23 protein-coding genes and 2 tRNA genes are annotated in these 24,144 nt (G+C 59.2%); 10 read left to right on the top strand and 15 right to left on the bottom strand.

Annotated features, from left to right (window positions below; translation table 11 throughout):
• Positions 1-73: 73 nt before the first annotated feature.
• Entirely contained in the window at positions 74-217 is a 144-nt protein-coding gene (locus DWA01_RS23240; RefSeq protein WP_200832493.1) for a hypothetical protein, read from the bottom strand.
• 185 nt (positions 218-402) lie between these two features.
• On the opposite strand from DWA01_RS23240, the gene DWA01_RS03410 reads away from it, so the two are divergent.
• The 5 genes from DWA01_RS03410 (at position 403) to DWA01_RS03390 (ending at position 5,718) form a co-directional block, all read left to right on the top strand.
• Positions 403-477 (top strand) — tRNA-Thr (locus DWA01_RS03410).
• 494 nt (positions 478-971) lie between these two features.
• Complete coding sequence (locus tag DWA01_RS03405) at positions 972-1,217, top strand: hypothetical protein (RefSeq protein ID WP_136057655.1); 246 nt, start codon at positions 972-974, stop codon at positions 1,215-1,217.
• A 78-nt stretch (positions 1,218-1,295) separates the two neighbouring features.
• A complete protein-coding gene (locus tag DWA01_RS03400) occupies positions 1,296-2,381 on the top strand; it encodes an ABC transporter permease (RefSeq protein ID WP_114284250.1) in 1,086 nt (361 codons plus the stop codon).
• Positions 2,382-2,394: 13 nt separating this feature from the next.
• On the top strand, positions 2,395-3,600 hold the full coding sequence (locus DWA01_RS03395; RefSeq protein ID WP_114284249.1) for an ABC transporter permease: 1,206 nt from the start codon (positions 2,395-2,397) through the stop codon (positions 3,598-3,600).
• Positions 3,601-3,609: 9 nt separating this feature from the next.
• Positions 3,610-5,718 (top strand): dipeptide ABC transporter ATP-binding protein, encoded by a 2,109-nt coding sequence (locus tag DWA01_RS03390; RefSeq protein WP_114284248.1) that lies wholly within the window; start codon positions 3,610-3,612, stop codon positions 5,716-5,718.
• A gap of 101 nt (positions 5,719-5,819) precedes the next feature.
• On the opposite strand, the gene DWA01_RS03385 is transcribed toward DWA01_RS03390, so the two are convergent.
• The 4 genes from DWA01_RS03385 to DWA01_RS03370 form a co-directional block, all read right to left on the bottom strand.
• Positions 5,820-6,041 (bottom strand): hypothetical protein, encoded by a 222-nt coding sequence (locus tag DWA01_RS03385; protein ID WP_114284247.1) that lies wholly within the window; start codon positions 6,039-6,041, stop codon positions 5,820-5,822.
• Between the two features lie 147 nt (positions 6,042-6,188).
• Positions 6,189-8,087, bottom strand: coding sequence for an acyl-CoA synthetase (locus DWA01_RS03380; protein ID WP_268807698.1), 1,899 nt, complete (start codon positions 8,085-8,087; stop codon positions 6,189-6,191).
• 198 nt (positions 8,088-8,285) lie between these two features.
• The gene (locus DWA01_RS03375; RefSeq protein WP_114284245.1) at positions 8,286-10,079 is read right to left on the bottom strand and encodes an ABC transporter transmembrane domain-containing protein; all 1,794 of its coding nucleotides are present in this window, start codon (positions 10,077-10,079) and stop codon (positions 8,286-8,288) included.
• Positions 10,080-10,174: 95 nt separating this feature from the next.
• Positions 10,175-10,248, bottom strand: a tRNA-Gly gene (locus DWA01_RS03370).
• 256 nt (positions 10,249-10,504) lie between these two features.
• Here DWA01_RS03370 and DWA01_RS03365 point away from each other — a divergent pair.
• On the top strand, positions 10,505-12,058 hold the full coding sequence (locus DWA01_RS03365) for a class I adenylate-forming enzyme family protein (protein WP_114284244.1): 1,554 nt from the start codon (positions 10,505-10,507) through the stop codon (positions 12,056-12,058).
• Positions 12,059-12,108: 50 nt separating this feature from the next.
• Here DWA01_RS03365 and nadC read toward each other — a convergent pair whose 3' ends face one another.
• The 7 genes from nadC to DWA01_RS03330 form a co-directional block, all read right to left on the bottom strand.
• Positions 12,109-12,963, bottom strand: coding sequence for a carboxylating nicotinate-nucleotide diphosphorylase (gene nadC, locus DWA01_RS03360; protein ID WP_114284243.1), 855 nt, complete (start codon positions 12,961-12,963; stop codon positions 12,109-12,111).
• Positions 12,960-14,528, bottom strand: a complete 1,569-nt coding sequence (locus DWA01_RS03355) for an L-aspartate oxidase (RefSeq protein ID WP_114284252.1) — start codon at positions 14,526-14,528, stop codon at positions 12,960-12,962. The genes nadC and DWA01_RS03355 overlap by 4 nt, the downstream gene beginning before the upstream one ends.
• Positions 14,529-14,538: 10 nt before the next feature.
• Positions 14,539-15,570: a quinolinate synthase NadA gene (nadA, locus tag DWA01_RS03350; protein WP_114284242.1), complete on the bottom strand. Its 1,032-nt coding sequence runs from the start codon at positions 15,568-15,570 to the stop codon at positions 14,539-14,541.
• Between the two features lie 124 nt (positions 15,571-15,694).
• Positions 15,695-16,090 (bottom strand): PaaI family thioesterase, encoded by a 396-nt coding sequence (locus DWA01_RS03345; RefSeq protein ID WP_114284241.1) that lies wholly within the window; start codon positions 16,088-16,090, stop codon positions 15,695-15,697.
• A gap of 46 nt (positions 16,091-16,136) precedes the next feature.
• The gene (locus DWA01_RS03340) at positions 16,137-16,802 is read right to left on the bottom strand and encodes an SOS response-associated peptidase (RefSeq protein WP_114284240.1); all 666 of its coding nucleotides are present in this window, start codon (positions 16,800-16,802) and stop codon (positions 16,137-16,139) included.
• A gap of 4 nt (positions 16,803-16,806) precedes the next feature.
• Positions 16,807-17,121 (bottom strand): DnaJ family domain-containing protein, encoded by a 315-nt coding sequence (locus DWA01_RS03335; protein ID WP_114284239.1) that lies wholly within the window; start codon positions 17,119-17,121, stop codon positions 16,807-16,809.
• Positions 17,122-17,199: 78 nt separating this feature from the next.
• On the bottom strand, positions 17,200-18,771 hold the full coding sequence (locus tag DWA01_RS03330) for a bifunctional metallophosphatase/5'-nucleotidase (RefSeq protein ID WP_114284238.1): 1,572 nt from the start codon (positions 18,769-18,771) through the stop codon (positions 17,200-17,202).
• Positions 18,772-18,923: 152 nt separating this feature from the next.
• On the opposite strand from DWA01_RS03330, the gene DWA01_RS03325 reads away from it, so the two are divergent.
• From DWA01_RS03325 to arsC, 3 genes are read left to right on the top strand one after another with little or no spacing between them, the layout of a single operon-like run.
• Positions 18,924-19,262: a DUF952 domain-containing protein gene (locus DWA01_RS03325; RefSeq protein WP_114284237.1), complete on the top strand. Its 339-nt coding sequence runs from the start codon at positions 18,924-18,926 to the stop codon at positions 19,260-19,262.
• Positions 19,259-20,320: a quinone-dependent dihydroorotate dehydrogenase gene (locus DWA01_RS03320; protein WP_114284236.1), complete on the top strand. Its 1,062-nt coding sequence runs from the start codon at positions 19,259-19,261 to the stop codon at positions 20,318-20,320. The genes DWA01_RS03325 and DWA01_RS03320 overlap by 4 nt, the downstream gene beginning before the upstream one ends.
• The gene (gene arsC, locus DWA01_RS03315; RefSeq protein WP_114284235.1) at positions 20,317-20,661 is read left to right on the top strand and encodes an arsenate reductase (glutaredoxin); all 345 of its coding nucleotides are present in this window, start codon (positions 20,317-20,319) and stop codon (positions 20,659-20,661) included. The genes DWA01_RS03320 and arsC overlap by 4 nt, the downstream gene beginning before the upstream one ends.
• On the opposite strand, the gene DWA01_RS03310 is transcribed toward arsC, so the two are convergent.
• The 3 genes from DWA01_RS03310 to DWA01_RS03300 are packed head-to-tail and all read right to left on the bottom strand — an operon-like array spanning position 20,641 to position 22,962.
• Positions 20,641-21,981 carry an MATE family efflux transporter gene (locus tag DWA01_RS03310; RefSeq protein WP_114284234.1) on the bottom strand — a complete coding sequence of 447 codons (1,341 nt, stop codon included), beginning with the start codon at positions 21,979-21,981 and terminating at the stop codon, positions 20,641-20,643. The two genes, arsC and DWA01_RS03310, sit on opposite strands and share 21 nt — an antisense overlap.
• 31 nt (positions 21,982-22,012) lie before the next feature.
• Positions 22,013-22,528: a PaaI family thioesterase gene (locus DWA01_RS03305; RefSeq protein WP_114284233.1), complete on the bottom strand. Its 516-nt coding sequence runs from the start codon at positions 22,526-22,528 to the stop codon at positions 22,013-22,015.
• Positions 22,525-22,962, bottom strand: a complete 438-nt coding sequence (locus DWA01_RS03300; protein ID WP_114284232.1) for a PaaI family thioesterase — start codon at positions 22,960-22,962, stop codon at positions 22,525-22,527. Before DWA01_RS03300 ends, DWA01_RS03305 begins: the two co-directional genes overlap by 4 nt.
• Before the next feature lie 515 nt (positions 22,963-23,477).
• On the opposite strand from DWA01_RS03300, the gene DWA01_RS03295 reads away from it, so the two are divergent.
• The gene (locus DWA01_RS03295; RefSeq protein WP_114284231.1) at positions 23,478-23,846 is read left to right on the top strand and encodes a MerR family transcriptional regulator; all 369 of its coding nucleotides are present in this window, start codon (positions 23,478-23,480) and stop codon (positions 23,844-23,846) included.
• The last annotated feature ends 298 nt before the right edge of the window (positions 23,847-24,144 follow it).

Here is a 24,144-nt window from a genome sequence, read left to right as displayed (position 1 = left end):
GGGCGAGGAGAGGTGGAGAAGAGACAGAAAAGCACAAGGGCCACGTACAAGAAGCGAAGCCAGGCCGGTCGCCTCACTTTTTGTCTGTTTCGGGCGCCTTGCGGGCGCGGGCCTGTGCCTTGCGCCGCTGCAAATTTGCCTTCAGCGCCGCTTTCAGCCGGTCCGCGCGCGGATCGGCCGCTTTTGGCGCGTCTTTTTTGCTGCTGTTGTCATTCATTATTTGTCTGTAACCTGGCATCCCAAAGCCGTCCAGATGGTTCCGCTTTGCCCAAGGAATAGGGGCTGTTTGGGCGGGTTATTGCCCGCAGGGGCGCGTGGACAGGCCAGCGGATTTGAAAAATCACTAATTACCCCCTTGCACCCCCTGCCGCTTCGGTCTAATTCACCGCTCACGACAACGGCGCTGCTGTAGCTCAGAGGTAGAGCACTCCCTTGGTAAGGGAGAGGTCGGGAGTTCGATTCTCCCCAGCAGCACCAGTAAATCCCCACAATACAATTTATATCAGTGATATTAATGGGGTGAGTAACTTTTTCGCCCCCTTTCTGTCCACCCCGCTCAGCGAGAACTCCCTCCGCGCCCAGCTAACCGCCAGCGGAATGTAGCGGCAGACTCCAGTGTGTGGGTGAGTCGATATTTGCTTTTGGTCTCTCCGATAGGCGGGACCTGTGTAACCCTTCCAACATATACCCATGGCAGAAGATTTCCGGCAGTTGTGGGCGAACGAAAACCTGTGGACCAGTTCTGATAAAAACGGTGATGGCGACTGCAAGGCCTGGTAATCTTGGAGGTATCCAATTGCGACATCAGCGAAGCTTTCTCTCGCTCCATTCGGTTTGGTAATCAAAGTAAAACGGACCATTCTGTCAGGGCCGACAGCCGGGAATGACTGTACAAAATTCCCGTTCGACTCAACCAACCGGAACCACTGGTCTCCTGGGGGCAGGGTCCTGGCCTCGCCTGTCGCTCCGGGGTGAAATGGAATGAGCCGGCTCTCAACGACCCCAGGTCTGATGTGCGTCTCGACCAGGTCATCTCCATCACCGATGCCGGCAAACGCCGTGAGGTGATGGTGAAGACCAAACAGTTCATGGGGGGGAAGCGTAGCTGTTCAGCCCTGCTGGCGCTTGTTCTGTCGTCAGCCTGCGCCGGAGTTGCTGGGGTGGAACAATTTAGCTCCACTCCGCCACCCTATTCCAATTGGGGCTGGAAGACCTGAGACAGGACTGTAAAATGATCAGACCGCAGCAGTTTGCGGCCTTATTTCTATGACAGCTGTCAACTGTACCGGGGTGCAATGGGACAATTTATCATCAAACGTGTCGGTGTCATGCTTCTTACAGCGGCTTGCCTGACCTTCATCGTATTTTTTCTGACCAACCTGTATCCAAACCTGGAAAAGCTTGCGAAAACCCAGGGCAACAACCGTATGTCGGATGCCGAGGTTGCGTCCTGGCTGGACAAACACGGCTACAATCAGAGCACCGTTAAAAAATATGGCGAATGGCTCGGGGTGGTTCCAAGCCGAAAATTTACCACTGAAAGCGGCACCACATATACCCGGTGTTCCCGCCCCGACATACGGCCGGAAGATGCGCCGGACTATTGTGGCCTGCTACAAGGGAACTGGGGCTATTCCAGCGTGTTCAAAGAAGAAGTTTCCGGCATCGTCAGCAAACGTCTCGGGTTGACCGGCTATCTGATGGGCGCGGTGTTGATGGTGATGATCCCGATGGCACTGATTATCGGCGTGGTCGCGGGCATGCGCGAAGGCACCAGGACCGACCGCACCCTGTCAACCTTTGCCATCGCCACCACCGCAACACCTGAATATGTTTCCGGCATTCTGTTCATCGTCATTTTTGCCTCTTCAAAAATGGGCCTGTCGCCGCTGTTTGCAGAATGGGGGCTGATCGACAGCAGAACCATCCTGAAAGGCTCTGCCACCTCCGCGATGGTTGATATTACCTTCGTCAACTTCACCCTGCCAGTGATGGCGCTGGCGCTCTATGGCATGGGTTATATCGCCCGCATGACGCGCGCCTCTATGGCCGAGGTGATGACGGCGCAATATATCCGTACCGCCCGGCTCAAGGGGGTGAGCTTTTACAATATCGTGGTCAAACATGCGCTGCGAAACGCGCTGATTGCGCCGTTCACCGTGATCATGTTGCAGATCCCCTGGCTGCTGACCGGCGTGGTGATCGTTGAAACCATGTTCAATTACAAAGGCTTTGGCTGGGCGCTGGTCCAGGCGGCGAGCAACAACGATATCGAGCTGCTGCTTGGTATTTCGGTCGTCGCGGTGGTCGTGGTTCTGATCACGCAGCTTATCTCGGACATAGGTTATGTGTTCCTCAACCCGCGCATCCGCGTTAACTAAGGGGGAAACTGACATGGATCCGCTGACATCACTCCAGATATTCGGCAATATTTTGTATCAGTTGCTGCCGGTCTGGACCGGCATGGCCGCCATTTTCGCGCTCTCCTTCGCGACCAGACGCAAGACCGCGCTGTATGGCAAACTGTTTGACAGCCCCATAGGCATGGCCGGGTTCGCCCTGGTGCTGTTTTGGGTTCTGACCGCGATTTTTGCTGATGCGATCATGACCTTTGATCCGTTATCGCAGGTCTCCGGCATGAAAAACAAAGTGCCGGGAACACCGCTGCGCGGCGCCACAGAGCAGGATTACCAATGGTATCTGCTGGGCGGCGACAACCTGGCGCGTGATGTGTTTTCCCGGGTGGTTGCAGGCGCGCGTATCGTGCTGACCATTTCACCGCTTGCCACTGTATTTGCCTTTATGGTCGGCATCACCCTGGGCCTGCCAGCCGGTTATTTCAGAGGCCGTATGGACACGGTGCTGAGCTTTATCGCCAACCTGGTGCTCGCCTTCCCGGTGATCCTGCTGTTCTACCTGCTGGTCACACCGGAAATCCGCGCCGCCGGGGCCGAGATTCAGATCTGGGGCGGCAAAACCTGGATCACTTCAATTCCCAACCTGATGGCCGCAGCCCTGTTCATCTTCCCGATCATCTTTTTCTGCACCCTGTGGCAGTCGAAATATTACACAAGACCGCAAATGCGCAACGTGCTGGTCGGCATCACGCTGCTGCTGGGGCTCTGGGCCTATTCGGGTCTGGCCTTTAATGCCGATCCGCTGGGCGTGTTTCAGATGGATGCCAACAAGCTGAACATCTTTGTCTCGGTGGTCTTTGTGAACTCGCCCACGGTGTTTCGTGTGGTGCGAGGCCTGACCATGGACATCAAAACCCGCGACTATGTGGCGGCGGCCCAGACCCGCGGCGAAGGGCCCTGGTATATCATGCTGTGGGAAATCCTGCCCAACGCGCGCGGTCCGCTGATCGTCGATTTCTGCCTGCGCATCGGTTATACGACGATCCTGCTGGGAACCCTCGGTTTCTTCGGGCTGGGCCTGTCACCGGAAAGCCCGGACTGGGGCTCGACCATCAATGAAGGCCGCAAACTGCTGACCATCTACGCCCACCCGGCCCTGCCGCCCGCGATCGCGCTGATGAGCATGGTGCTGGGGCTGAACTTGCTGGCGGATGGTCTGCGTGAACAAACTCTGAGAGACTAGGAGAACATCATGACAAAACATCAGGACTATGATGGCCCGATCCTGGAAATTGAAAATCTCTCGATTTCCTTCTTTACCCGGCTGTTTGAAATCCCGGCAGTGATGGATTTCTCCTGCAAAGTGATGCCCGGCGAGGCGCTTGGCCTGGTCGGCGAAAGTGGCTGTGGCAAATCCACTGTGGCGCTTGGCGTGATGCAGGATCTGGGCGTGAACGGCAAATGTGTCAGCGGCTCGATCAAGTTCAAGGGCCGCGAGCTGACCACAATGTCCGAAAAAGAACTGCGCGAGTTGCGCGGTTCTGAGATTGCCATGATCTACCAGGAACCCATGGCCTCGCTGAACCCGGCGATGAAAATTGGCAAACAGCTGATGGAAGTGCCGATGATCCACGAAGGCATGTCCAAAGCCGACGCGTATGCCATGGCGCTGGATGTGGTTGAATCGGTGCGCCTGCCGGATCCGGCGCGCATTATGAGCTCTTATCCGCACCAGCTCTCCGGCGGCCAACAGCAGCGCATCGTCATCGCCATGGCGCTGATGTCCAAACCGTCGCTGCTGATCCTTGATGAACCAACCACAGCACTGGATGTGACCGTGGAGGCCGGTATCGTCGACCTGGTCAAAGATCTGGGCAAAAAATACGGCACGTCGATGCTGTTTATCAGCCACAATCTTGGACTTATTCTGGAAACCTGCGACCGGATCTGTGTGATGTATTCCGGCGAAGCGGTGGAAACTGGCAGCATCAAAGACGTGTTCGACAAGATGCGCCACCCCTATACCCAGGCGTTGTTCCGCTCGATCCCACTGCCGGGTGCGGACAAGAATTCACGCCCTCTGGTGGCAATCCCCGGCAACTTCCCGCTGCCCCATGAACGGCCGGACGGCTGTAATTTTGGACCCAGGTGCAACTATTTTGAAGCCGGCCGCTGCGATGCCGCCAGCGTCGAAATGGCCCACTTTGAAGGCGGAGAGCGCCACCAAAGCCGCTGTCTGAAGTTTGAGGAAATCGACTGGGACGCTCCGGTCAAAATCACCGCCGACAAAGCAAAAACCGGAATCGGCGAAGTAGTTCTGAAAGTAGACAACCTGAAGAAATACTATGAGGTCGCGGCCAACGAAATCTTTGGCGGTGGCGAAACGCGGGTGGTCAAGGCCAATGAGACGCTCAGCTTTGAGGCGCGCGAAAGCGAAACCCTGGCCATCGTCGGGGAAAGTGGCTGCGGAAAATCGACCCTGGCCAAGGTGCTGATGGGACTGGAAACAGCCACGGATGGTTCGATAGAACTCATGGGCCAACGGGTTGAAAACACACCGATTGAAGAGCGGGACACCAAGACGGTGTCCTCGGTGCAAATGGTATTCCAGAACCCGTTTGATACGCTGAACCCGGCGATGACAGTGGGCAGTCAGATCAAACGCGCGCTGGAAATCTTTGGCATCGGCGATGGCGAAGCAGACCGCGTTGAGCGCATGTTAAAACTGCTGGACCTGGTCAAACTGCCACGCGCCTTTGCCGAACGGATGCCGCGTCAGCTGTCCGGCGGCCAGAAACAACGTGTCGGCATTGCCCGCGCCTTTGCCGGCACCGCCCAGATCGTGGTGGCGGATGAGCCGGTCTCGGCGCTCGACGTCTCGGTCCAGGCGGCGGTAACCGATCTGCTGATGGAGATTCAGCGCGAAAACAAAACAACGCTGCTGTTCATCAGCCATGATCTTTCGATTGTGCGTTATCTGTCAGACCGGGTGATGGTGATGTACCTGGGCCATGTGGTTGAAATGGGCAGTACCGACGCCATTTTCTCACCGCCCTACCACCCCTATACCGAAGCCCTGTTGTCGGCCGTTCCCATCGCCGACACCAGTATCGAGAAAAAACACGTGGTGCTGGAGGGCGATATCCCGTCTGCGATGAACCCGCCCTCCGGCTGCCCGTTCCAGACCAGGTGCAACTACAAGAGCCAGGTCAAAGGCGGTTTGTGTGAAAAAGAAGTGCCGCCAATGCGCAGCCTGAAGGATGGACATGTGATGAAATGTCATTTGGACAACAGCGTTCTGGATGCGATGGAACCCGTGATCACCCAGAAAGCCATGGCTGACTTAGATCCCACACATTAAAAACCGGGGCGCGCGAAATCTTATCGCCGCCCCACCACCGCGACCGACACGCGATGCTCTGCGCCCGGCAGACAAATACAGCGACAGCTTAGCGCCGGGTTTTATTGTGAAGAGTTAATTTCAGACGCCTCTGACCGCGGCTTGGCCTCGCCGTCACTGCGGCGGCGGTTTTTACGGCGATACGTTAGCCAGGCCACCACCACCACCGTCACCGCTCCGGTCAAAGAATACCAGATCAGCGCGACCTGGACGGAGGCACCCGTTGCTAGTCCCCAGACAAGGGCAAGCATGCCCACGAAGGCTGCAAGAAATACGATAGCCATCCCCAGCGACCTCTTTCTGTCTGCTGTCACAGAAACTCATGCAAGGGACCATTAGCACAACCAGAAGGATTCGTTAACGCACTCCGTTCACGGTGTTGCAGAAACGCCCCGATCCCTTCCGGGGCGTCTCAGCCGCGCAGAGGCCGGTCAGTCGGCAAATTGCCAGGGTCGGGTGAACTGACCCAGCACATCGGTAACCATTGCTTCCGTCACCGCAGGGTCCGATTTTTCCACCTTGGCAACCAGGCCAAGTTTTTTGTCTTCAACCACATCCACGACCTGCGCGGTCACGTCTTTTTGCACCAGGGTCTCATTGTAAATGCGGGTGATCGCCAGTTTGCGCAGCTGTGGTTTGAAGACTTTCCCCACCGCGGTTTTGGGCAGCTCATCCAGGATCTCGATGTATTTGGGCACCGCTGCACGTTCATGCACATGGGTACGGCAAAACTCCATCAACTCCTCAGATGTGACCTCGCCACCTGCAACAAGTTCGACATATGCACAGGGCAATTCACCGGCATGCGCGTCCGGCTGGCCAATGGCTCCGACAAAGCCCACCGCAGGATGCCCCGCCAGCGCCTCTTCGATCTGGGCGGGGTCAACATTATGCCCGCCGCGAATAATCAAGTCTTTGGCGCGGCCGGTGATCCACAGATAGCCTTCGTCATCAATCCGGCCCAGATCGCCGGTGCGCAGGTAGATATCATAGTGGAACAGATCGTGGTTTTTATCCGCTTCGGTATAGGTCGAGCCGCTGAAGACCCCGGGGTTTGCCACGCAGATTTCACCGACCTCGTCTGAGGCGCATTCAGAAGGGCCATCCGGCGTGTGGCGCAGGATTTTTACGTCGCAATACGGCAGGGGAAAACCAACAGATCCAACTTTTTTCTTCCCTTCCGTTGGATTGCAGGACACCAGACAGGTCGCTTCGGTCAACCCGTAGCCTTCGATAATCTGCACACCGGTGGCTTCTTCAAAGCGGCGGAACAGTTCCAGCGGCAAAGGCGCTGAGCCGGAAAATGCGGTTTTCACGCTGGAAATATCCGCATCCACCGGACGCTGCATCATTGCGGAAATCGCCGTGGGAACCGTGATGATGAAGGTAATTTTCCAACGCTCAACCAGTTTCCAGAAATTGTCGAACACCCCTTCTCCACGATAGCCTTGTGGCGTCGGGAAAATCACATGCGCCCCGGATGTCAGCGCCGCCATCAGGATCACGTGACAAGCAAAGACATGAAACAGCGGCAGCGGGCACATGATATTATCGGTTTCATCAAATAACAGTTTACTGCCGAGCCAGCCGTTATACATCAGGCCGGAATATTTGTGCTGCGCCACTTTGGGCATGCCGGTGGTGCCGCCGGTGTGGAAATAGGCCGCCACCCGGTCACCGGTACTGTCGGCAAAATCCAGACTTTCCGAATTGTGTTTTGCCAGTTCGCTGTTGAAATCCAGCACCTGAGCCTGATGGTCGGCGGATGCGGGATTTTTGGGCCGCAGCAGAGGCACAATCCAGCTTTTGGGCGGTGTCAGATAGCGCAGCAGATCAACTTCAAGCACCGTGGTGACCCCAGGGGCCAGCTTCACCGCCTCGGCGACTTTCTGCGCGCAATCGGCTTTGGGAAAAGACCGCATGGTCACGACGACTTTGGCACCTGTCTCACGCAGAATGGCCGCGATCTGCCCGGCATCAAGCAGCGGGTTCACCGGGTTGGCAATGCCTGCCACCGCACCACCGATCAGCGTATGTACCGCCTCGGTGCAGTTGGGCAGCACATAGGCAACCACATCGTTTTCCCCGATGCCAAGCGCGCGGAACATATTGGCCGCCTGAGTCGCCTTACCGTGTAACTGACGCCAGCTCAGCGTCTCGGCCTTATCGGTTGCACCGGAAAATATCTGATAGGATATCGCCGGGCGGTCCGGGAACCGCGCAGCAGTGCGCGAGATCAACCCGTAAAGCGTGGCCGGCACGTCGCGCGCCTCCCACGGCATTTCATTTTGCAAAGTAAGCGCGTCTGAACGATCTACGAATTTACCCAATGGTCTGTCCTCCCCCGTTGGCCAGTTTTAATTATCTGTGCCTTATCAATGTCGACGATGAAAGGATTGCCACGTCAGAGCAAGCCTGCTGCCTTACTTCAACGTAACGTCAGCCGGGGGATTGACGCAAGAGAACTTCAGAAATTGAAAAGGGGCGCCGCATGGGCACCCCTTTTGGCTGAATTGGCCGCATTGACCTTATTCAGCCGCAAGACCCTCGGTGAACTGCAGCCGCGCCAGGCGTGCATACAGGCCACCATCCGCGACCAGCGCGTCATGCGTGCCTTCGGCAACAATACCGCCCTGGTCAAATACCAGGATCCGGTCTGCTTTTTTCACCGTCGCAAGGCGATGGGCAATAATAAGCGTGGTGCGGTCGCGCGCCAGATCATCCACCGCGCCCTGAACCGCCCGTTCGCTCTCCGCATCCAGCGCCGAAGTCGCCTCATCCAGCAGCAGAACCGGTGCATCCCGCAGAATCGCACGGGCGATGGCAATGCGCTGCTTCTGGCCGCCGGACATCATCACACCGCGTTCCCCGACCTGGCTGTCATAGCCTTCGGGCAACGCCATCAGGAAGTCATGCGCCGCTGCTGCACGCGCCGCCGCTTCGACCTCAGCATCGGTGGCGTCCGGTCGGCCAAAGCGGATGTTTTCCCGCGCCGTATCCGCAAAAATCACCGCATCCTGCGGCACCATCGCAATATGTTTGCGAAATGCGCTGCGGTCCATATCGCGCAGATCAATGCCATCGAGTGTCACCCTCCCCTGCTGCGGGTCATAAAACCGCTGCAACAGTTGGATGATGGTGGTCTTACCGGCGCCCGACGGGCCGACCAGCGCCACGGTTTCGCCGGCCTTGATGTCAATCGACACCTCTTTCAGTGCCGAGATACCGGGCCGGGTCGGATAGTTGAAGGTGACATTCTCAAACTGCAGCGCACCCTTTACCGGCAGCGCCAGCTTTTTGGCCGCGGCTGGATCAGACACGGTATCTTCAGTCTGCAACAGTTCCACCAGCCGCTCGGTTGCCCCGGCAGCGCGTTGCAATTCGCCCCAGATTTCAGACAAAGCGCCCACGGCACCGGCCACCATGATGGCGTAGATCACAAACTGCACCAGCGCGCCGACGCTCATCATGCCCTCGCGCACATCCCGCGCCCCGATCCACAACACACCGACCACGCCGGAAAAGATCAGCGCAATCACGATCACCGTCATCAAAGCACGGGTGGCGATACGGGTATGGGCAGAGACATAAGATTTTTCGGTTACATCCGAGAAGGCTTCGGCCGTCGCGGTCTCCCCGGTAAACGCCTGAACGGTCTGCACCGACAACAAAGCTTCAGAAGCGGAGCCGGAAGACGCCGCGATCCAGTCCTGGTTTTCGCGGCTGAGTTTGCGCAACCGCCGCCCCAGCACCACGATCGGAACCACCACTGCCGGCACAATCAGCAATACAAGCCCCGCCAGTTTGGCCGAGGTCACCAGCATCAGCACCAACCCACCAAAGAAGATCAGCATATTGCGCAGCGCCACCGAAATTGAGGAGCCGATCACCGACAGGATCAGCGTGGTATCGGTGGTGATCCGGCTGAGCACTTCGCCGGTCATCACCCGCTCATAAAACGCCGGGCTCATGGTGATCATCCGGTCAAACACCGCTTTGCGGATATCCGCGACCACGCGCTCCCCCAGACGTGTCACCAGATAATAGCGCGCGCCGGTGCCGACAGCCAGCAGGGTAACAATCATCAGTGCCGCGCCGAAATACTGGTCCAGCAGCACCGCCGAGGAGACTTCAAACCCGTCCACCACCCGGCGCACCGCCAGCGGGAAGATCAGTGAAATAAACGCGGTGGAGATCAGCGCCAGCACGGCCCCCACCAGCAACCACCGATAGGGGTAAATGAACGGCCAAAGCCCGCTCAGCGCGCCAATCTGTTTGGATTTCGCGCGCTCTGCTTCGGTCTGCTGGGATGCGTCGGCCATGGTCTTCCTTTCGCAGGTATGCGCCACAGATAGCCATGCCACGCCCCATGCGCAAGCGGCGGCAGGGTGGGCAAATTGACCTGGCTGGAAATTTCTGGAGCGGGTAGCGGGAATCGAACCCGCGCCTTAAGTTTGGAAAACTCGTATGATACCATTTCACCATACCCGCCCAGGGTTTCAGGTCGTAAAACAAGCGCCTTAGAAGGTCAAGCGCCCTTTGCACGCCGCACGCAAATTTGCTGCACATCCCAGGCTGCCAGCCGTGCCGTACATTTTCTGTGGCGGGTCAGGCGCGTGTCCGGTCACATAACTGGTCACCGGCGCACCCCTGCCCGGTACCCCGCGCCACAGGGGCAAAAAGCAATATACCGGGCCCGCCGACCGGGCTAGTGTTTTGAAATAACGAACAGACTGGAGCCCATCACATGAACCCGGCAAACTGGCTCGCGCGCAGCGCTGCACTCACACCCGCGGCACCGGCCCTGTTGTCCGGGCTTGATATTATCGCAGATTATGGCACTTTCGCCCGCCGCGCGGCGTCAATTGCCCGCGCTCTGAGTGAACAACACGGCGTTGGCCCCGGCGACCGTGTTGCAATCCTGATGCACAACTGCACCCAGTATCTTGAAGTGATGTATGGCATCTGGTGGCTGGGCGCCGCGGCGGTTCCGATCAACGCCAAGCTGCACGCCCGTGAAGCAGCCTGGATCGTAGAAGATGCCGGGGCGCGCGTTGTCTTTACCTGCGCCAAAACCCAAGATGCTTTTGCTCCGATCGCGCCCGATTGCGTAACGACCGTTTTTCCAGCCGGAAGCGACGACTATACCGCCCTCTATGCGCACAGCGCGGGTGCAGATACACTGAGCGTACCGGCGCGCATGTCCGGCGATGATATGATCTGGCTGTTTTACACCTCCGGCACCACCGGGCGCCCCAAAGGGGTGATGATGACCTGCGCAAATATCCAGGCGATGATTCTGGGTTATACCAGCGCCATCGGCGCCCACAGCGCGCGAGACGCCACGCTATACGCTGCGCCGATGTCCCACGGCGCCGGGATTTACAACTTTATGCATGTGATGACGGGCGGGCGGCATATCTGTCCAAAATCCGGCGGCTTTGATGAGGTCGAAATTCAAACGCTGGCGCCACAGGTCGGCCGTATCTCGATGTTTGCAGCCCCAACCATGGTGCGGCGCATGGTGGATCACGCCAAAGCCACCGGCGGCAGCGGCGAAGGTATCGACACCATTATCTATGCCGGCGGTCCGATGTACCTGGCCGATATTCTGGAAGCAGTTGAGGTGATGGGACCGCGCTTTGCCCAGATTTACGGCCAGGGCGAATGCCCGATGGCGATCACCGCCCTGACACGCGCCCAGGTCGCGGACCGCACGCACCCGGACTGGCGCAACCGGCTGGCCTCTGTCGGCACCGCCCAGGTGGCCTCACTGGTGCAGGTGGTGGGCGCGGATATGGCACTGCTGCCCGCTGGCGAGATCGGTGAAATCGTGGTGTCCGGTGCGGCGGTGATGAAGGGCTACTGGCAGAATGAGACTGCCACGGCCGACACGATAGTTGATGGCTGGTTGAAAACCGGCGACATGGGGGCGCTGGATGCGGACGGGTTTCTGACCCTGCACGACCGTTCCAAAGACATGATCATCTCCGGCGGTTCCAACATCTATCCGCGCGAAGTCGAAGAAGTGCTTTTGGGTCACCCGGATGTTGCTGAAGTCGCCGTGGTGGGCCGCAAAGACGAAGAATGGGGCGAGACCGTTGTCGCCTTTGTCGTCGCGGCGCCGGGGACCGATCTCTCGCGCGCGGCGCTGGATCAGCTGTGCAGGGATCACATCGCCCGCTTTAAACGCCCGCGCGAATACGTGTTTCTGGACGCTTTACCCAAGAACAATTACGGCAAGGTGGTCAAACGGGATCTGCGCGAAATGCTGGCTGACGCGCCTCCGGCCTCAACCTGAACCCCGCTCAAATGGCGCCGTGCAGGCGCCATTCAATGCTTCGTACCCGCTTAAAAATCCAGCCCGAGATCGAGAGTTTTGACCGAATGGGTCAGCGCACCACTGGAAATGTAATCCACGCCGGTGGCGGCCACCTCAGAAATGCGCTCAAGCTTCATATTGCCCGAGGCCTCACAGATCAGCGCCCCATTGACCAGCTCCACCGCCTGTTTCAGCACCGCTGTCTCCATGTTGTCCAGCAACACCACATCAGCGCCACCACAAGCCAGCACCTGTTCCAGCTGCGCCAGGGTATCGACCTCAATCTCCACCCGCACCATATGGCTGGCCACCGCTTTGGAGGCCTCAAGCACCTGGGCGATGCCACCGGCGGCGGCGATATGGTTGTCTTTGATCAGGATCGCATCGGACAGCCCAAAGCGGTGGTTAAACCCGCCGCCGTGCAGCACCGCCTGTTTTTCCACCACCCGCAGACCGGGCGTGGTTTTGCGGGTGCAGGTGATGCGGGTCTTGCTGCCCTTTGTTTCCGCAACAAAAGCGGCGGTCATGGTCGCAATGCCGGTCAGACGCCCGGCAAAATTCAGCGCCACACGTTCACCCGACAGAATGGAGGCCGCAGAGCCTTCGATCTCCATCAGCACATCCCCTGGCGCACAGGCGCTGCCATCAGCCAGAACGGTGGTGATCTCCAGCGCCGGATCCACCAGTCGAAAGGCGATGGCGGCGATCTGCATGCCCGAGACCACCCCGGCTTCACGTGCGTTGATACGGGCGTGATAGCGGGTGCCGGCCGGGATCACTGCGCGCGTGGTGATGTCGCCGTACTGGCCAAGGTCTTCCATCAGCGCCGCGCGCACCATCGGCTCCAGAATCAGATCAGGCAGGTTGGCATAGGCAATGGTCATAATCGGTCCTTCAGCGCCTCTGCGCGGATGTTCAGCGCTGTTTCCAGCGTCAGTCTGGAGCGTTTGGCAAGGTCCGCACGAGGCGCAGGGAAATCGCTGCGGTAATGCCCGCCGCGGCTTTCTTCGCGCATGAGCGCTGCCGCTGTGATCAACGTTGCGGTGGCAGTCATGTTCAGGAAGGCTTCGCACCCCGGTTGCGCCGCCTCAAGCGCCGCGATCCTGCGCAGTGCGGTTCTCAGACCCGCGCCCGTGCGCACAACGCCGACATAATCCGTCATCGCATGGCGCAGCTCAGAGACGGCTGCCTCATCAGCTGTCTCGCCGCCCGCCCGCAGATCCAGTTGGATCAGCGCTGCATCAGCAGGCTCCGTGGCGGGCGGCAGCGCCGCCTCGATTTCAAGCGCGCAGGTGCGGGCATAGACCAGCGCCTCGAGCAACCCGTTGGAGGCCAGCCGATTGGCACCATGCAATCCGGTCGAACCCGCTTCGCCGCAGACCCAAAGGCTGCCCAGCGACGCCCGCCCCGCAATATCAGTATCAATGCCACCCATGTGGTAATGCGCTGCCGCCGCCACCGGGATCGGCTGTGTCAGCGGATCAATTCCGGCACGCACGCAGGCCTCGGCAACCGCCGGAAAATTGGTCATCACAGCGGCGCCGGGCGTTTTGCGGGTATCAAGCGCCGGCCGCTTGCCCGCCTGGCTCTGGGCGAAAATTGCGCGCGCGACGATGTCACGTGGTGCCAGTTCCGCATCCGGGTGAATATCCACCATGAAACGCGCGCCGGCCTCATTGATCAGCACCGCGCCTTCGCCCCGCAAAGCTTCGGTCGCCAGTGGTGCCGGATCTTCGCCAGCATCAATTGCGGTGGGGTGGAATTGCACGAATTCGGCGTCCGCGATCATGGCACCGGCGCGGGCCGCCATGCCAATCACCTGACCGCGCACCCGCGGCGGGTTGGTGGTCAGCGCAAACAATCCGCCAGATCCGCCGCCCGCCAGCAGCGTCGCCGCGCCGCGAAGCAAAACCGGCTCTGAACCCTGATTGGCATCCACCACAAAGACGCCGGTGACCACGTTATCTTCAACCTCAAGACCGGAGGCCAGAACGCCTTCGAGTACCTGTACAGACGGCGTATCCGCGATCTCAGAAATCAATGCCTTCATGATTTCCGCCCCGGCCTGGTCTCCTTTGACCCGGACCACGCGGGCCAGACTGTGCGCCGCCTCGCGGTTCAGCACATACCCCCCGTCCGCGTTGCGGTCAAAAGGGGTGCCCAGCGTGGTCAGATCCAGAATATGACGCCGCGCCTCAGAGGTGACATGGGCGGCAACGCTGGCGTCAACCGTGCCCGCCCCGGCGCCAACCGTATCCGCCGCATGTTTTTCCGGGCTGTCAGAGGCATCCATCGCGGCGGCAACACCGCCCTGGGCCCAGGCCGAGCTGGCGCCCTGGCCCAGCGCTTCCGGTGAAATCATCAGCACCGGACGCGGCGCCAGTTTCAGCGCCGCATAAAGCGCGCCAAGACCGGCCCCGACGATGATCACCCGATCGGTGGTGATCACTGTGGGGCTGTTAACCGGCAAGTGTCTTACTCAGCGCGATCATACGCTCAACGGAAGCACGCGCATCGTCAATCAGCGCCGCGTCCACTTCGACTGCGCCTTCCATGCTGTGCAGCGACCACAGCACTTTTTCCAAAGTGATCTTCTTCATATAGGGGCACATGTTGCAGGGTTTGGCGAACTCCACCTCCGGCAACTCGTCGGAAATATTGGCCGCCATGGAACACTCAGTAAGCAGCATCGCCTTGGCGGGTTTGTGGGTGTGGACCCAGTCGAGAATGCCCGACGTGGAGCCGGAAAAGTCAGATGCAGCCACAACGTCCGGCGTGCATTCGGGGTGGGCAATGATTTTGACGTCCGGATCCAGCTCACGATAGGCCTGCAAGTCCTCAGCGGTGTACAGCTCGTGCACAATGCAGGAACCCGGCCAATAGACCACGTTCTTCTTGCTCTCACGCGCCACGTTCTGCGCCAGATACTGATCGGGAGTCATGATGACAGTATCCCCCTCCATCGCATCGACGATCTGCACCGCGTTGGACGAAGTACAGCAAATGTCAGACGCGGCTTTCACCTCGGCCGTGGTGTTCACATATGACACCACCGGCGCACCGGGATATTTGGCGCGCATTTCCGCGACGCCCTCTGCGGTGATGCTTTCCGCCAGCGAACAGCCAGCTTCCGCGTCCGGGATCAGCACCGTTTTCGCCGGGTTCAGAATTTTTGAGGTTTCCGCCATGAAATGCACACCGCATTGCACGATCACTTCTTCTTCGACCTCAGTGGCTTTGATTGCCAGTTGCAGACTGTCGCCGACAAAATCCGCAATGCCGTGGTAGATTTCCGGTGTCATATAATTATGCGCCAGGATGTACGCGTTGCGTTCCTTTTTCAGCCCCTGGATCGCGATGACATAAGGCGCATAAATCGCCCAGTCCGAGAAAGGAACCACACGGCTCATCTTTTGCCAGATGTCACGGGTGGCCTCGGCTTTTTCGAGCGAAGGGGTCAGATCATAGTGTTCTGAGAGTTGGGTTTTCATCACCAAAGCGTCGAGCAACTTGGAATCCTCCTGGGGCTTCTGGCGTCAGCGTTTACACAGTGTCGGGTCATTTCGCCACCTGATTTATTGGGTTTTTGGGCAAAACAGGCTGATCAGGCAGGGGTTAGCGCCAACGAAAAGCGCCGGAACCGGTTGCAATCAGCACCCCGGTCTCATCTTCCACGGTCGCTTCGGCAAAAAAGGTGCTGCGTCCCCCACCAGTGCGCCTGCCTTTGGCGATCAGCAATTTCCCCCGTGCCTGCGCAAGATAGCTGACGTTTAATGTCAGGGTCAGCGCATTGTGCAGTGGCTCCCCCGGGGCACTGTAACAGCCGGCATTCCCCATGGTCGTATCCAACAAGGTCGCCAGCGCGCCACCATGGGGAATGCCCGCCCGGTTCAGGATCTCAGGCGAAACCGGCATCTCAAACGCCGCGTGATCCGGTGTCCAGGATGTCATGCGGTAACCAAGCGTCTGCTGCATCGCCGAGGGCGAGTCATTGAGCGGGAGATGAGTCATGGGGTGCCTTTCAGAACTTGCAGCTCACTGGATCACCTGGATTTGCCTATGTTGCAAGCGGTGTGACCAGGTCCGCCCCGGAGGCGCGGTTGGAATTTACGGTGGTGGCGACCCGGTGGAACTGGAGCGCATCTTCGGTTGCCGCCTGCATCAGGGTCGCGGCCCCTTTGCCCTCTTCGCCCAGCCACAAGCCCCAGTCCTTTTGTGCAATAATCACCGGCATCCGGTGGTGAACGCTGGCCAGAGAGGCGTTCGCCGCGGTGGTCACAACCGCTGCTGAACGGACGCGCTCATGCTCCGGCCCCCAGTCCTGCCACACGCCGGCCAGCGCCAGGGTTGCGCCGTCACCGGCCTGGATATACCAGGGCAGCCGTTTGCCCTCAGCGTCTTTGGTCCATTCATAATAACCCGCAACCGGCACCAGGCAGCGCCGCATCCGGCAGGCGTCGCGAAACGCCGGTTTTTGGGCAATGGTTTCGGCCCGCGCGTTGATCAGCAGCGGCCCGCCGGACAGGGACGCATACCACTGGGGTAAAAAACCCCAGCGCATCGCGCTGAGATGGCGCTGCTCATTCTGGGTGGAGATCACATGCACCGCGGTGGTCGGGCAAACATTGAAATTGGGCACCTTTGGCAGGTTGTTGGCGGGCAAAGCCGCAAACATCTGCGCCATGGCATCAGTGGGCAAGGTGACGGCAATGCGGCCACACATCGCCTCAGCCCCGCGCCCGGTGGGCGTCCAGCGCCAGACCAAGACGGGTTTCCAGCGTGGCAATCCCGGCCATCATGGTGCGTCGTTTGCTGCGGTCCGCCTCGCCGCGCAGATCCGCACGCAGCTGTGCCAGTTCGCTTTTCAGCCGCACCACCTCGGGCACCGCACCACTTTCGCGCATAATCCGGTTAAAGATCTCGTTTGCCGGATCATCTGAGCGCGCCAAAGGCTTGCCAGCGCCGGCAAGATCGTCAAATGCACCGTCAGCTTCTGCTGCGGCAATACGGGCATTGATCAGATCGAGAAGCGGATGGTCCATGGCGCCACATTAGCCGCATTGCCGGCAACAAAAAAGGGCGCGGAATGACCCGCGCCCCCTGATCAGATCAGATCTGACTTATTTGCTGGAAATACGACCATCCAGATAAGGCGTATAGGGGCCTTTTCCCGCCAGGAAGTCGGCGGTGACTTCGGCCAGATCGGGGCCAAAATCATAAACATTGCTCGCACCGCGGAACATTTTGTAGCCGTCGCCGCCGTTGCGCACAAAGTTGTTGGACACAACACCATAAGTCTTGCCAGCGTCCAGCGGCACCCAGGCGCCGGCTTCCATGACCACCACGCCTGATACCCGTGCACCCGGCTCTGCTGCCGCGTCAAAGGTGTATTTCAGACCCGCAACCTGAGCAAAACGACCGCCTCCCTCTTCAATCAGACTGGCGCCGTTTTCCAATGCTTCCATCATCGTCGCGCCATTGACTTCAAAGGTCGACAACGTGTTCTGGAACGGCAGTACAGTCAGCACTTCGCCCATGGTCACTTCACCTGCGTCGATCGAAGCACGGATGCCGCCGCCATTTTGAATGGCAATGGTGATGCCCTTGTCTTTGACCCGGTCCAGCATCGCATCCGCAATCAGGTTGCCCATCGGACATTCCCGCGCACGGCATTCATCGCGTGACCCGACGATTTCCACTGCGGCTTCTGCCACGACTTTCTGACGAAGCTCTTCCAGCGGCGCGGCCAGTTCAGCAACGCGGCCTTTGGTGGCGTCGTCTTCTGTAACCGATCCATCCATGATCAGCGGCTCGCCTTTGGCCTCAATAATTTCGCCGTCATCGTTGAAGGTCACGTTCAGCTCACCGAGGAATTTTCCGTAGGCATAGGCAGATACAATCGCTGTGCTGCCGACCATCGTCGGATACGGGCCTTCGGCGCGCTCATTGGTATTGGACAGCAGCGTATTTGTATGGCCACCAACGATGACATCAACACCAGTGGTATTGGCAGCAACTTCCTGATCCACGCCGTAGCCGGAATGGGACAGAACGATAATCTTGTTCACGCCCATTGAGGTCAGCATATCAACTTCGCCCTGCACCGCAGCAGACGGATCGCTGAAAATGACGTTTGCGCCGGGCGAAGACAGCTCATCCGTGTCTTGAGGCGTCAGACCTATCAGGCCGATTTTTTCGCCGCCGCGCTCAATAATGGTAGATTTAGCAAGCTTACCCGCCAGCATTTGCTCGCCCGACACATCTGCATTCGACAACAGTACCGGGAAGTTCACCGCCTCCATAAAGCCGGCCAACACTTCGGGTCCGTCATCAAATTCGTGGTTGCCCACGGTCATAGCGTCATAACCAAGTTTGTTCATAAACTCAGCCGCGACTTTGCCCTTGTAGTGAGTGTAGAACAGAGTGCCCTGGAACTGATCGCCGCCGCTGACCAGAATGGAGTTTTCGGCGCGCGCACGGGCCTCTTCCACTGCAGTTACAAGACGCGCAGTGCCGCCGAAACATTTGCCTTCGGCGTTACTGTCTGCGGAACAAGGCGAGTCGTATTTGGAGATCGGTTCAAACCGGGCGTGAAAATCATTGGTATGCAGGATCGTCAGCGAAAAATCCGCGAACGCCATGCCGGACGTCAGCGCGACCGCAGCAGAGGTGGAGAGAATAAGTTTGAGCATCAGATGCCTCCCTATTATTAATTATGGTCACAGCCTGGCGATCCTTGACCAATGAGTCAAAGCCTATCGATAACGGTCAGATACTGACCCTGGGTAACACCCGTATGACAATAGCCTTGACCAGGAGGGATGGCTCAGGGCATCACGCCCCCATGCTTATATTCAAGATTTTCCGGGCCGGTGAATGGGCCGAACTGCAGCGCGCTGGCGAGACCGCCGGCGCCCCTGTCGATATCAGCGACGGTTTTGTCCATTTTTCCACCGGACCTCAGGCCGCAGAGACCTGCGCCAAGTGGTTTGCCGGGGCGGAGGGTCTGGTTTTGCTGGCGCTTGAAGCCGGCGATCTGGGCGAGGCTCTGAAATGGGAACCTTCCCGGGGCGGCGCTTTGTTCCCGCATCTCTACCGCGCGTTGCGTCTGCAGGATGTGCTGTGGTGCAAGCCTCTGCCGCTCGGTCCTGAAGGTCACGAGTTTCCGGAGGGTGTGCTGTGAGCCTTTCTGAACAGATCGGGTTGCGCATTCTGCGTCAGATGGACCCTGAACGCGCCCATAAAATTGCCCTCGCTGGCCTGCGCGCTGGTCTGGCGCCGCTGCCTGGGCCAGTCACATCAGACCGGCTCAAAGTCACGGTCGCCGGGCTGGAGATGCCAAACCCGGTGGGGCTGGCGGCAGGGTTTGACAAAAATGCCGAAGCGGTACCGCAATTGTCACGCGCCGGATTTGGATTTATCGAACTTGGGGCGGCAACACCGCGACCGCAACCCGGCAATGCAAAACCGCGTCTGTTCCGCCTGACGGAAGATCAGGCTGTGATCAACCGGTTCGGCTTTAACAATGACGGCATGGAGCTGATCGCAGATCGCCTCGCCCGCGGGCGCCGCAGTGCGGTGCCACGTGGCATCAATCTGGGCGCCAACAAAGACAGCGACAACCGCGCCGACGATTTTGCCCGGGTGTTGCGTGTCATCGGGCCTCATGTGGATTTCGCCACGGTCAATGTCTCGTCGCCAAACACTGAAAAACTGCGCGATCTTCAGGGCAAGGCGGCGTTGCGCGCGCTGTTGAACGGGGTGATGGCGGCCCGCGGAGAACTGGAGCGGGCTATACCGGTGTTTCTGAAAATTGCCCCGGATCTGAACCGGGACGAGCTTGTTGAAATCGCCGAAGTGGCGCGGGAAACTGGTCTCGATGCCATCATCACCACCAATACCACGCTGGCGCGCGAAGGTTTGAGGTCTGCACATTCAGGTGAAAAAGGCGGGCTGTCCGGGGCGCCATTGTTTGAAAAGTCCACCCGCATTCTGGCGCAGCTCTCGGAAATCACCGGCGGTGATATCCCGTTGATCGGGGTTGGCGGCATCTCCACGTCTGAGCAAGCCTGGGCCAAGATCAAAGCCGGTGCCAGCGCGGTGCAGCTCTATTCTGCGATGGTTTACCACGGCTTGTCGCTGGCGCCCAGGATCGCACGCGAGCTGGATCAGCTGGCGGCAGGCGAAGGTTTCGCCAATATCTCTGACGCCGTCGGCACCGACCGGGCGGCCTGGTTGTGAGCATCGTAATCTGGCACAACCCGCGTTGTTCAAAGTCACGCCAGACGCTGGAGCTGATCCGGGCACAGGGGATTGAGCCTGACATCCGCCTCTATCAGGAGGACGCGCCCGCTGTCGCTGAACTGCAACAGGTGCTCACGCTTCTGCAGCAGCCAGCGCTGGCGCTTACCCGCAGCAAAGACGCGCTGTTCAAAGAGCTCGGCCTGCGCAAAGACATGGACGATTCCGATCTTATCAAAGCTTTGGCCGCCAATCCAAAACTGATTGAGCGACCCGTGGTGCTGGCCAATGGCAGGGCCGCACTTGGCCGGCCACCCGAGTCAGTTCTGCAAATTCTCTGAGCCGGGGCGCATCACGCTGGCCTCAAGCGCGGGGTAACACCAGGCCAGCGTCACCCCGCGTGCGACAAAGGAAATCAGCAACGCCAGCCACAGCCCGTGATTTTGCAGCCAGGGCACCAGCAGCCAGGCCGAGGCCCCGTAGATCATTGTACTGAGCAGCATCATATTGCGCATGTCGCGCGAGCGCGTCGCACCGATGAACACTCCGTCCAACATCCAGGCCACCAGTCCAAGCAACGGTGCTGCCGCCATATAAGGCAGATAGATCCGCGCTTCCGCCCGCACATCCTCCGCGGTGGTCATCAAATCAACGATCTGCGCCCCGAACAATAAAAATGCCAGCGACAAAGCGAGCACCACCCACAGCCCCCAGAACCCGGTCAGGATGGCACTGCGCCGCAGCAAGACCACGGTGCCGGCCCCCATCGCCTGACCGACCAGCGCTTCGGCCGCAAAGGCAAACCCATCGAGCGCGAAAGCTGTGATCTGCAGAAACTGCATCAGGATTTGATTGGCCGCCAGCGGCACATCGCCAAAGCCGGCTGCGACAAAGAGGAACGAGATAAAGATTGCCTGCAACAACACCGACCGGAGCATGATATCGCCGTTCACCAGCGCCATATTGCGCAGCCTCGCCCGGTCAAACACCCGTGCCCAGGCGCGCCAGGCCGGAGTGGCAAACACGTCCCGGCACAGGTAAAGCCCGAGGCCAAAGCCGCTCCATTCGGCGATAAAAGTCGCCAGCGCCACCCCTTCGACACCCCAGCCCAACCCCAGAACAAACCACAGGTCCAGCCCGATGTTCATCCCGTTCATCCACAGCTGTAGCAGCAACACACTGCGGGTGCGCTCCAGCGCGATCAGCCAGCCAGTGACCCCATATAGCGCAATCGTTGCCGGCGCCGACCAGATGCGGATGCCCATATAGCTGGTGGCCAGCTGCTCGACCTGTTCTGAGGCCGGCGAGACCAGGAATCCTGCGGTAAACAGCGGCCGTTGCAACAGGATCAAAACCGTCCCGGCCGACAGCGCGATCAACAGCGCCCTGGTGAACAAAGCCATCACTTCGGGCCGGTTGCCGGCGCCATGGGCCTGGGACACCAGACCGGTGGTTCCCATGCGCAAGAAACCGAACATCCAGTAAAATGCCGACAGGATCACCGCGCCGATGCCGACAGCACCGATCGGCGCAGCCAGGCCCATCTGCCCGACAACGCCAGTATCCACCGCGCCCAGGATCGGCACCGTTGCATTGGCCAAAACGATGGGCACCGCGATTTTCAGCACGCGCCTGTGGCTCAGAGCCGCCGCATCAGTCATTTCCGTCAGCCATCCCGCTCATACTCTCCGGTCAGCTCGTCTGGTCGGGCATCAGAAAATGCCCGGTGGCCTGAGCAAAAAGCCGCGTCCGGTTGTCCTGCCAGGCTTCGACATGCACCGAAGCATAGCGCCGGCCGGAGCGGTTGACCCGGGCGCGCGCATAGGCATCCCGAGGCAGGCCGGAGCGCAGATAGTCGACGGTAAAATCGATGGTTTTTGGCAGGCTCGGCAAAGAGTCCGGGTCAAATGCCGCGCCGTCCTGGCTGCCGTTTTCCATATTAGGCCAGATCAGGGACCAGCTGAGTTCAATAATGGCGGCGACCTCAAGAAAAGCTGCGGTGACCCCGCCGTGCAATGCCGGCAGCATCGGATTGCCGATCAGTTTTTCATCAAAGGGCAGCACCGCGGTCAACTCATCGCCGCGACGGTCAAAGCCAATGCCGAGAAAGCGCACATAGGGCACCCCATGCACCAGCGCATTCAAAGCGGCATCGCGGCGTTGTTTCACCACCTGGACCGGTTCGGGGCGACGGGATTTCGGGCTCATGCGCTGGCTTCCTTGCGAAATGCGATGGTAAACGCGCCGGTTGCGGTTGCCACCGGGCGCGAGGCGTCATCGTCAAATGCCGTGGCCCGGACAAAGGCGATGCTGCGCGTGATGTTGTAACACTCCGCATGGGCGCGCACATCCTGACCGGGGCTGGCCGGGCGCATATAATCGATACGCAGATCCAGCGTCGCCGTCACCCCGCCATTTTCCGGATGGCAGATCACCGCGGCACCGGAGCAGGTATCCATCAGCGTCGACACCGCACCGCCATGGATCACACCGGTTGCCGGATCGCCGATCAGATCTTCTGACCAGGGCATCAGCATTTCCGCTTCCCCGGCGCTGAGCTGCAAAATCTTCAGGCCCAGCGCTTCGGCATGGGGCATTTTTTCGATAAAACTCTGAATGACCTTGTTGCTTGCTTCCACCATCTGTCTCCTTAAGGCCCCCCGGTTTAGCCGCAGTGTCTGTCAGTGATCACTCTCTTGCAAGCAGCTTTGCCTGCGAAGCCTGTCGCCGCAGGGGCAATCAGCCTGTCGCCCGGCGCGCACGGGTCGCGGTCTCAGCGGTTTGCCCGGACGGTGTTGCGCCCGGCGGTGGGCGATACGCTACAGGAGGTACTTCATGTCAGCAGCCGCCCCTGTTACAGCGCAGCAATCCATTCCGGCCGCGGGAGGCTTTGCCCCCCCGGCTGCGCGCTCAGGCCTTTTCAGTCGCCCTGTGGCCGCCCCTTGTTACGGCCCTCTGTTCCCGGAGCCGACCCGTGATCGCCGAAGCCGTGGTGAGAGCCGCGGTGAGAGCGTAATACAACCAGCATCAGAGCCAGTATTCTGGTGCGCATAGTCTCCCACATTGCACCGGTTTGCCGGATTGGCTGGTCCGGAAATACCGTTTACAATCGCGCCTGCAACCCGCTAGGCTCCGCGCAATCGAGGGAGTAATTTACATGTCGGAATCGCGTCTGCCATTTAAGGAAATGTGTGCCAAATTCGATGTGACGCCGCGCACGCTGCGATATTACGAATATATCGAACTGCTGACCCCTGAAAAAGAAGGCCGGTCCAGATTTTACACGCCGCGCGAAGTGGCACGACTGACGCTTATTCTGCGCGGCCGCCGCTTTGGGTTTTCGCTGGAAGAGATTCGCCAGTGGCTCGAAATTTATGAGCAGGAAGGCACCGAAGCTCAGATGCAGGCCTGGCAGGAAATGGCGGACCGCCAGTTGCTGGCGCTGAAGACCCAGCGCACAGAGCTGGACGCAACAATTGCTGAGCTGGCAGCGCTGCGCGATCAGGTGTCTGACGACCCCGGCTGAGCACTTCCGGCGCCAAAAACTGAGTCGTTTTACCTATCTTGCCAAGACCGCCCCCGGGGCGGTTTTTGCGTTTCCGGATGCTGCGCTGAAGATGACGACGCGTCAGTCCACCGTATTTTCACCACCCCGTCGGCGTTCCAAAAACGCTGTATTTACCAACAATTATTGCGCGTGACCCTGGGGAAACTTACCGAATATTTTACGCCCGCCAAAATGACGCAGCGTTACATTTACCTTCACGTCAAGCAAACTTGTACACTGGGGGCAACATGCGCTCCGATGGGAAGACCAGGCCCAA

Origin of the sequence: Candidatus Halocynthiibacter alkanivorans (assembly GCF_003333265.1) — a bacterium.
GTDB lineage: Bacteria > Pseudomonadota > Alphaproteobacteria > Rhodobacterales > Rhodobacteraceae > Halocyntiibacter_A > Halocyntiibacter_A alkanivorans.
Note: the sequence above shows the minus strand (reverse complement) of the source record. Positions and strands in the feature narration are given on the sequence as shown.

Excerpts from the sequence above, each read along its gene's own strand:
- DWA01_RS03300 (WP_114284232.1), bottom strand. The coding sequence starts at position 22,962 with ATGGTGGAAGCAAGCAACAAGGTCATTCAGAGTTTTATCGAAAAAATG.
- DWA01_RS03375 (WP_114284245.1), bottom strand. The coding sequence starts at position 10,079 with ATGGCCGACGCATCCCAGCAGACCGAAGCAGAGCGCGCGAAATCCAAA.
- nadC (WP_114284243.1), bottom strand. The coding sequence starts at position 12,963 with ATGACCATTGCCTATGCCAACCTGCCTGATCTGATTCTGGAGCCGATG.
- DWA01_RS03385 (WP_114284247.1), bottom strand. The coding sequence starts at position 6,041 with ATGGCTATCGTATTTCTTGCAGCCTTCGTGGGCATGCTTGCCCTTGTC.
- DWA01_RS03295 (WP_114284231.1), top strand. The coding sequence starts at position 23,478 with ATGTCGGAATCGCGTCTGCCATTTAAGGAAATGTGTGCCAAATTCGAT.
- DWA01_RS03340 (WP_114284240.1), bottom strand. The coding sequence starts at position 16,802 with ATGTGTGGCCGCATTGCCGTCACCTTGCCCACTGATGCCATGGCGCAG.
- nadA (WP_114284242.1), bottom strand. The coding sequence starts at position 15,570 with ATGAAAACCCAACTCTCAGAACACTATGATCTGACCCCTTCGCTCGAA.
- DWA01_RS03330 (WP_114284238.1), bottom strand. The coding sequence starts at position 18,771 with ATGCTCAAACTTATTCTCTCCACCTCTGCTGCGGTCGCGCTGACGTCC.
- DWA01_RS03365 (WP_114284244.1), top strand. The coding sequence starts at position 10,505 with ATGAACCCGGCAAACTGGCTCGCGCGCAGCGCTGCACTCACACCCGCG.
- DWA01_RS03395 (WP_114284249.1), top strand. The coding sequence starts at position 2,395 with ATGGATCCGCTGACATCACTCCAGATATTCGGCAATATTTTGTATCAG.
- DWA01_RS03305 (WP_114284233.1), bottom strand. The coding sequence starts at position 22,528 with ATGAGCCCGAAATCCCGTCGCCCCGAACCGGTCCAGGTGGTGAAACAA.
- DWA01_RS23240 (WP_200832493.1), bottom strand. The coding sequence starts at position 217 with ATGAATGACAACAGCAGCAAAAAAGACGCGCCAAAAGCGGCCGATCCG.
- DWA01_RS03325 (WP_114284237.1), top strand. The coding sequence starts at position 18,924 with ATGCTTATATTCAAGATTTTCCGGGCCGGTGAATGGGCCGAACTGCAG.
- DWA01_RS03310 (WP_114284234.1), bottom strand. The coding sequence starts at position 21,981 with ATGACTGATGCGGCGGCTCTGAGCCACAGGCGCGTGCTGAAAATCGCG.
- DWA01_RS03345 (WP_114284241.1), bottom strand. The coding sequence starts at position 16,090 with ATGACTCATCTCCCGCTCAATGACTCGCCCTCGGCGATGCAGCAGACG.
- DWA01_RS03335 (WP_114284239.1), bottom strand. The coding sequence starts at position 17,121 with ATGGACCATCCGCTTCTCGATCTGATCAATGCCCGTATTGCCGCAGCA.
- DWA01_RS03400 (WP_114284250.1), top strand. The coding sequence starts at position 1,296 with ATGGGACAATTTATCATCAAACGTGTCGGTGTCATGCTTCTTACAGCG.
- DWA01_RS03390 (WP_114284248.1), top strand. The coding sequence starts at position 3,610 with ATGACAAAACATCAGGACTATGATGGCCCGATCCTGGAAATTGAAAAT.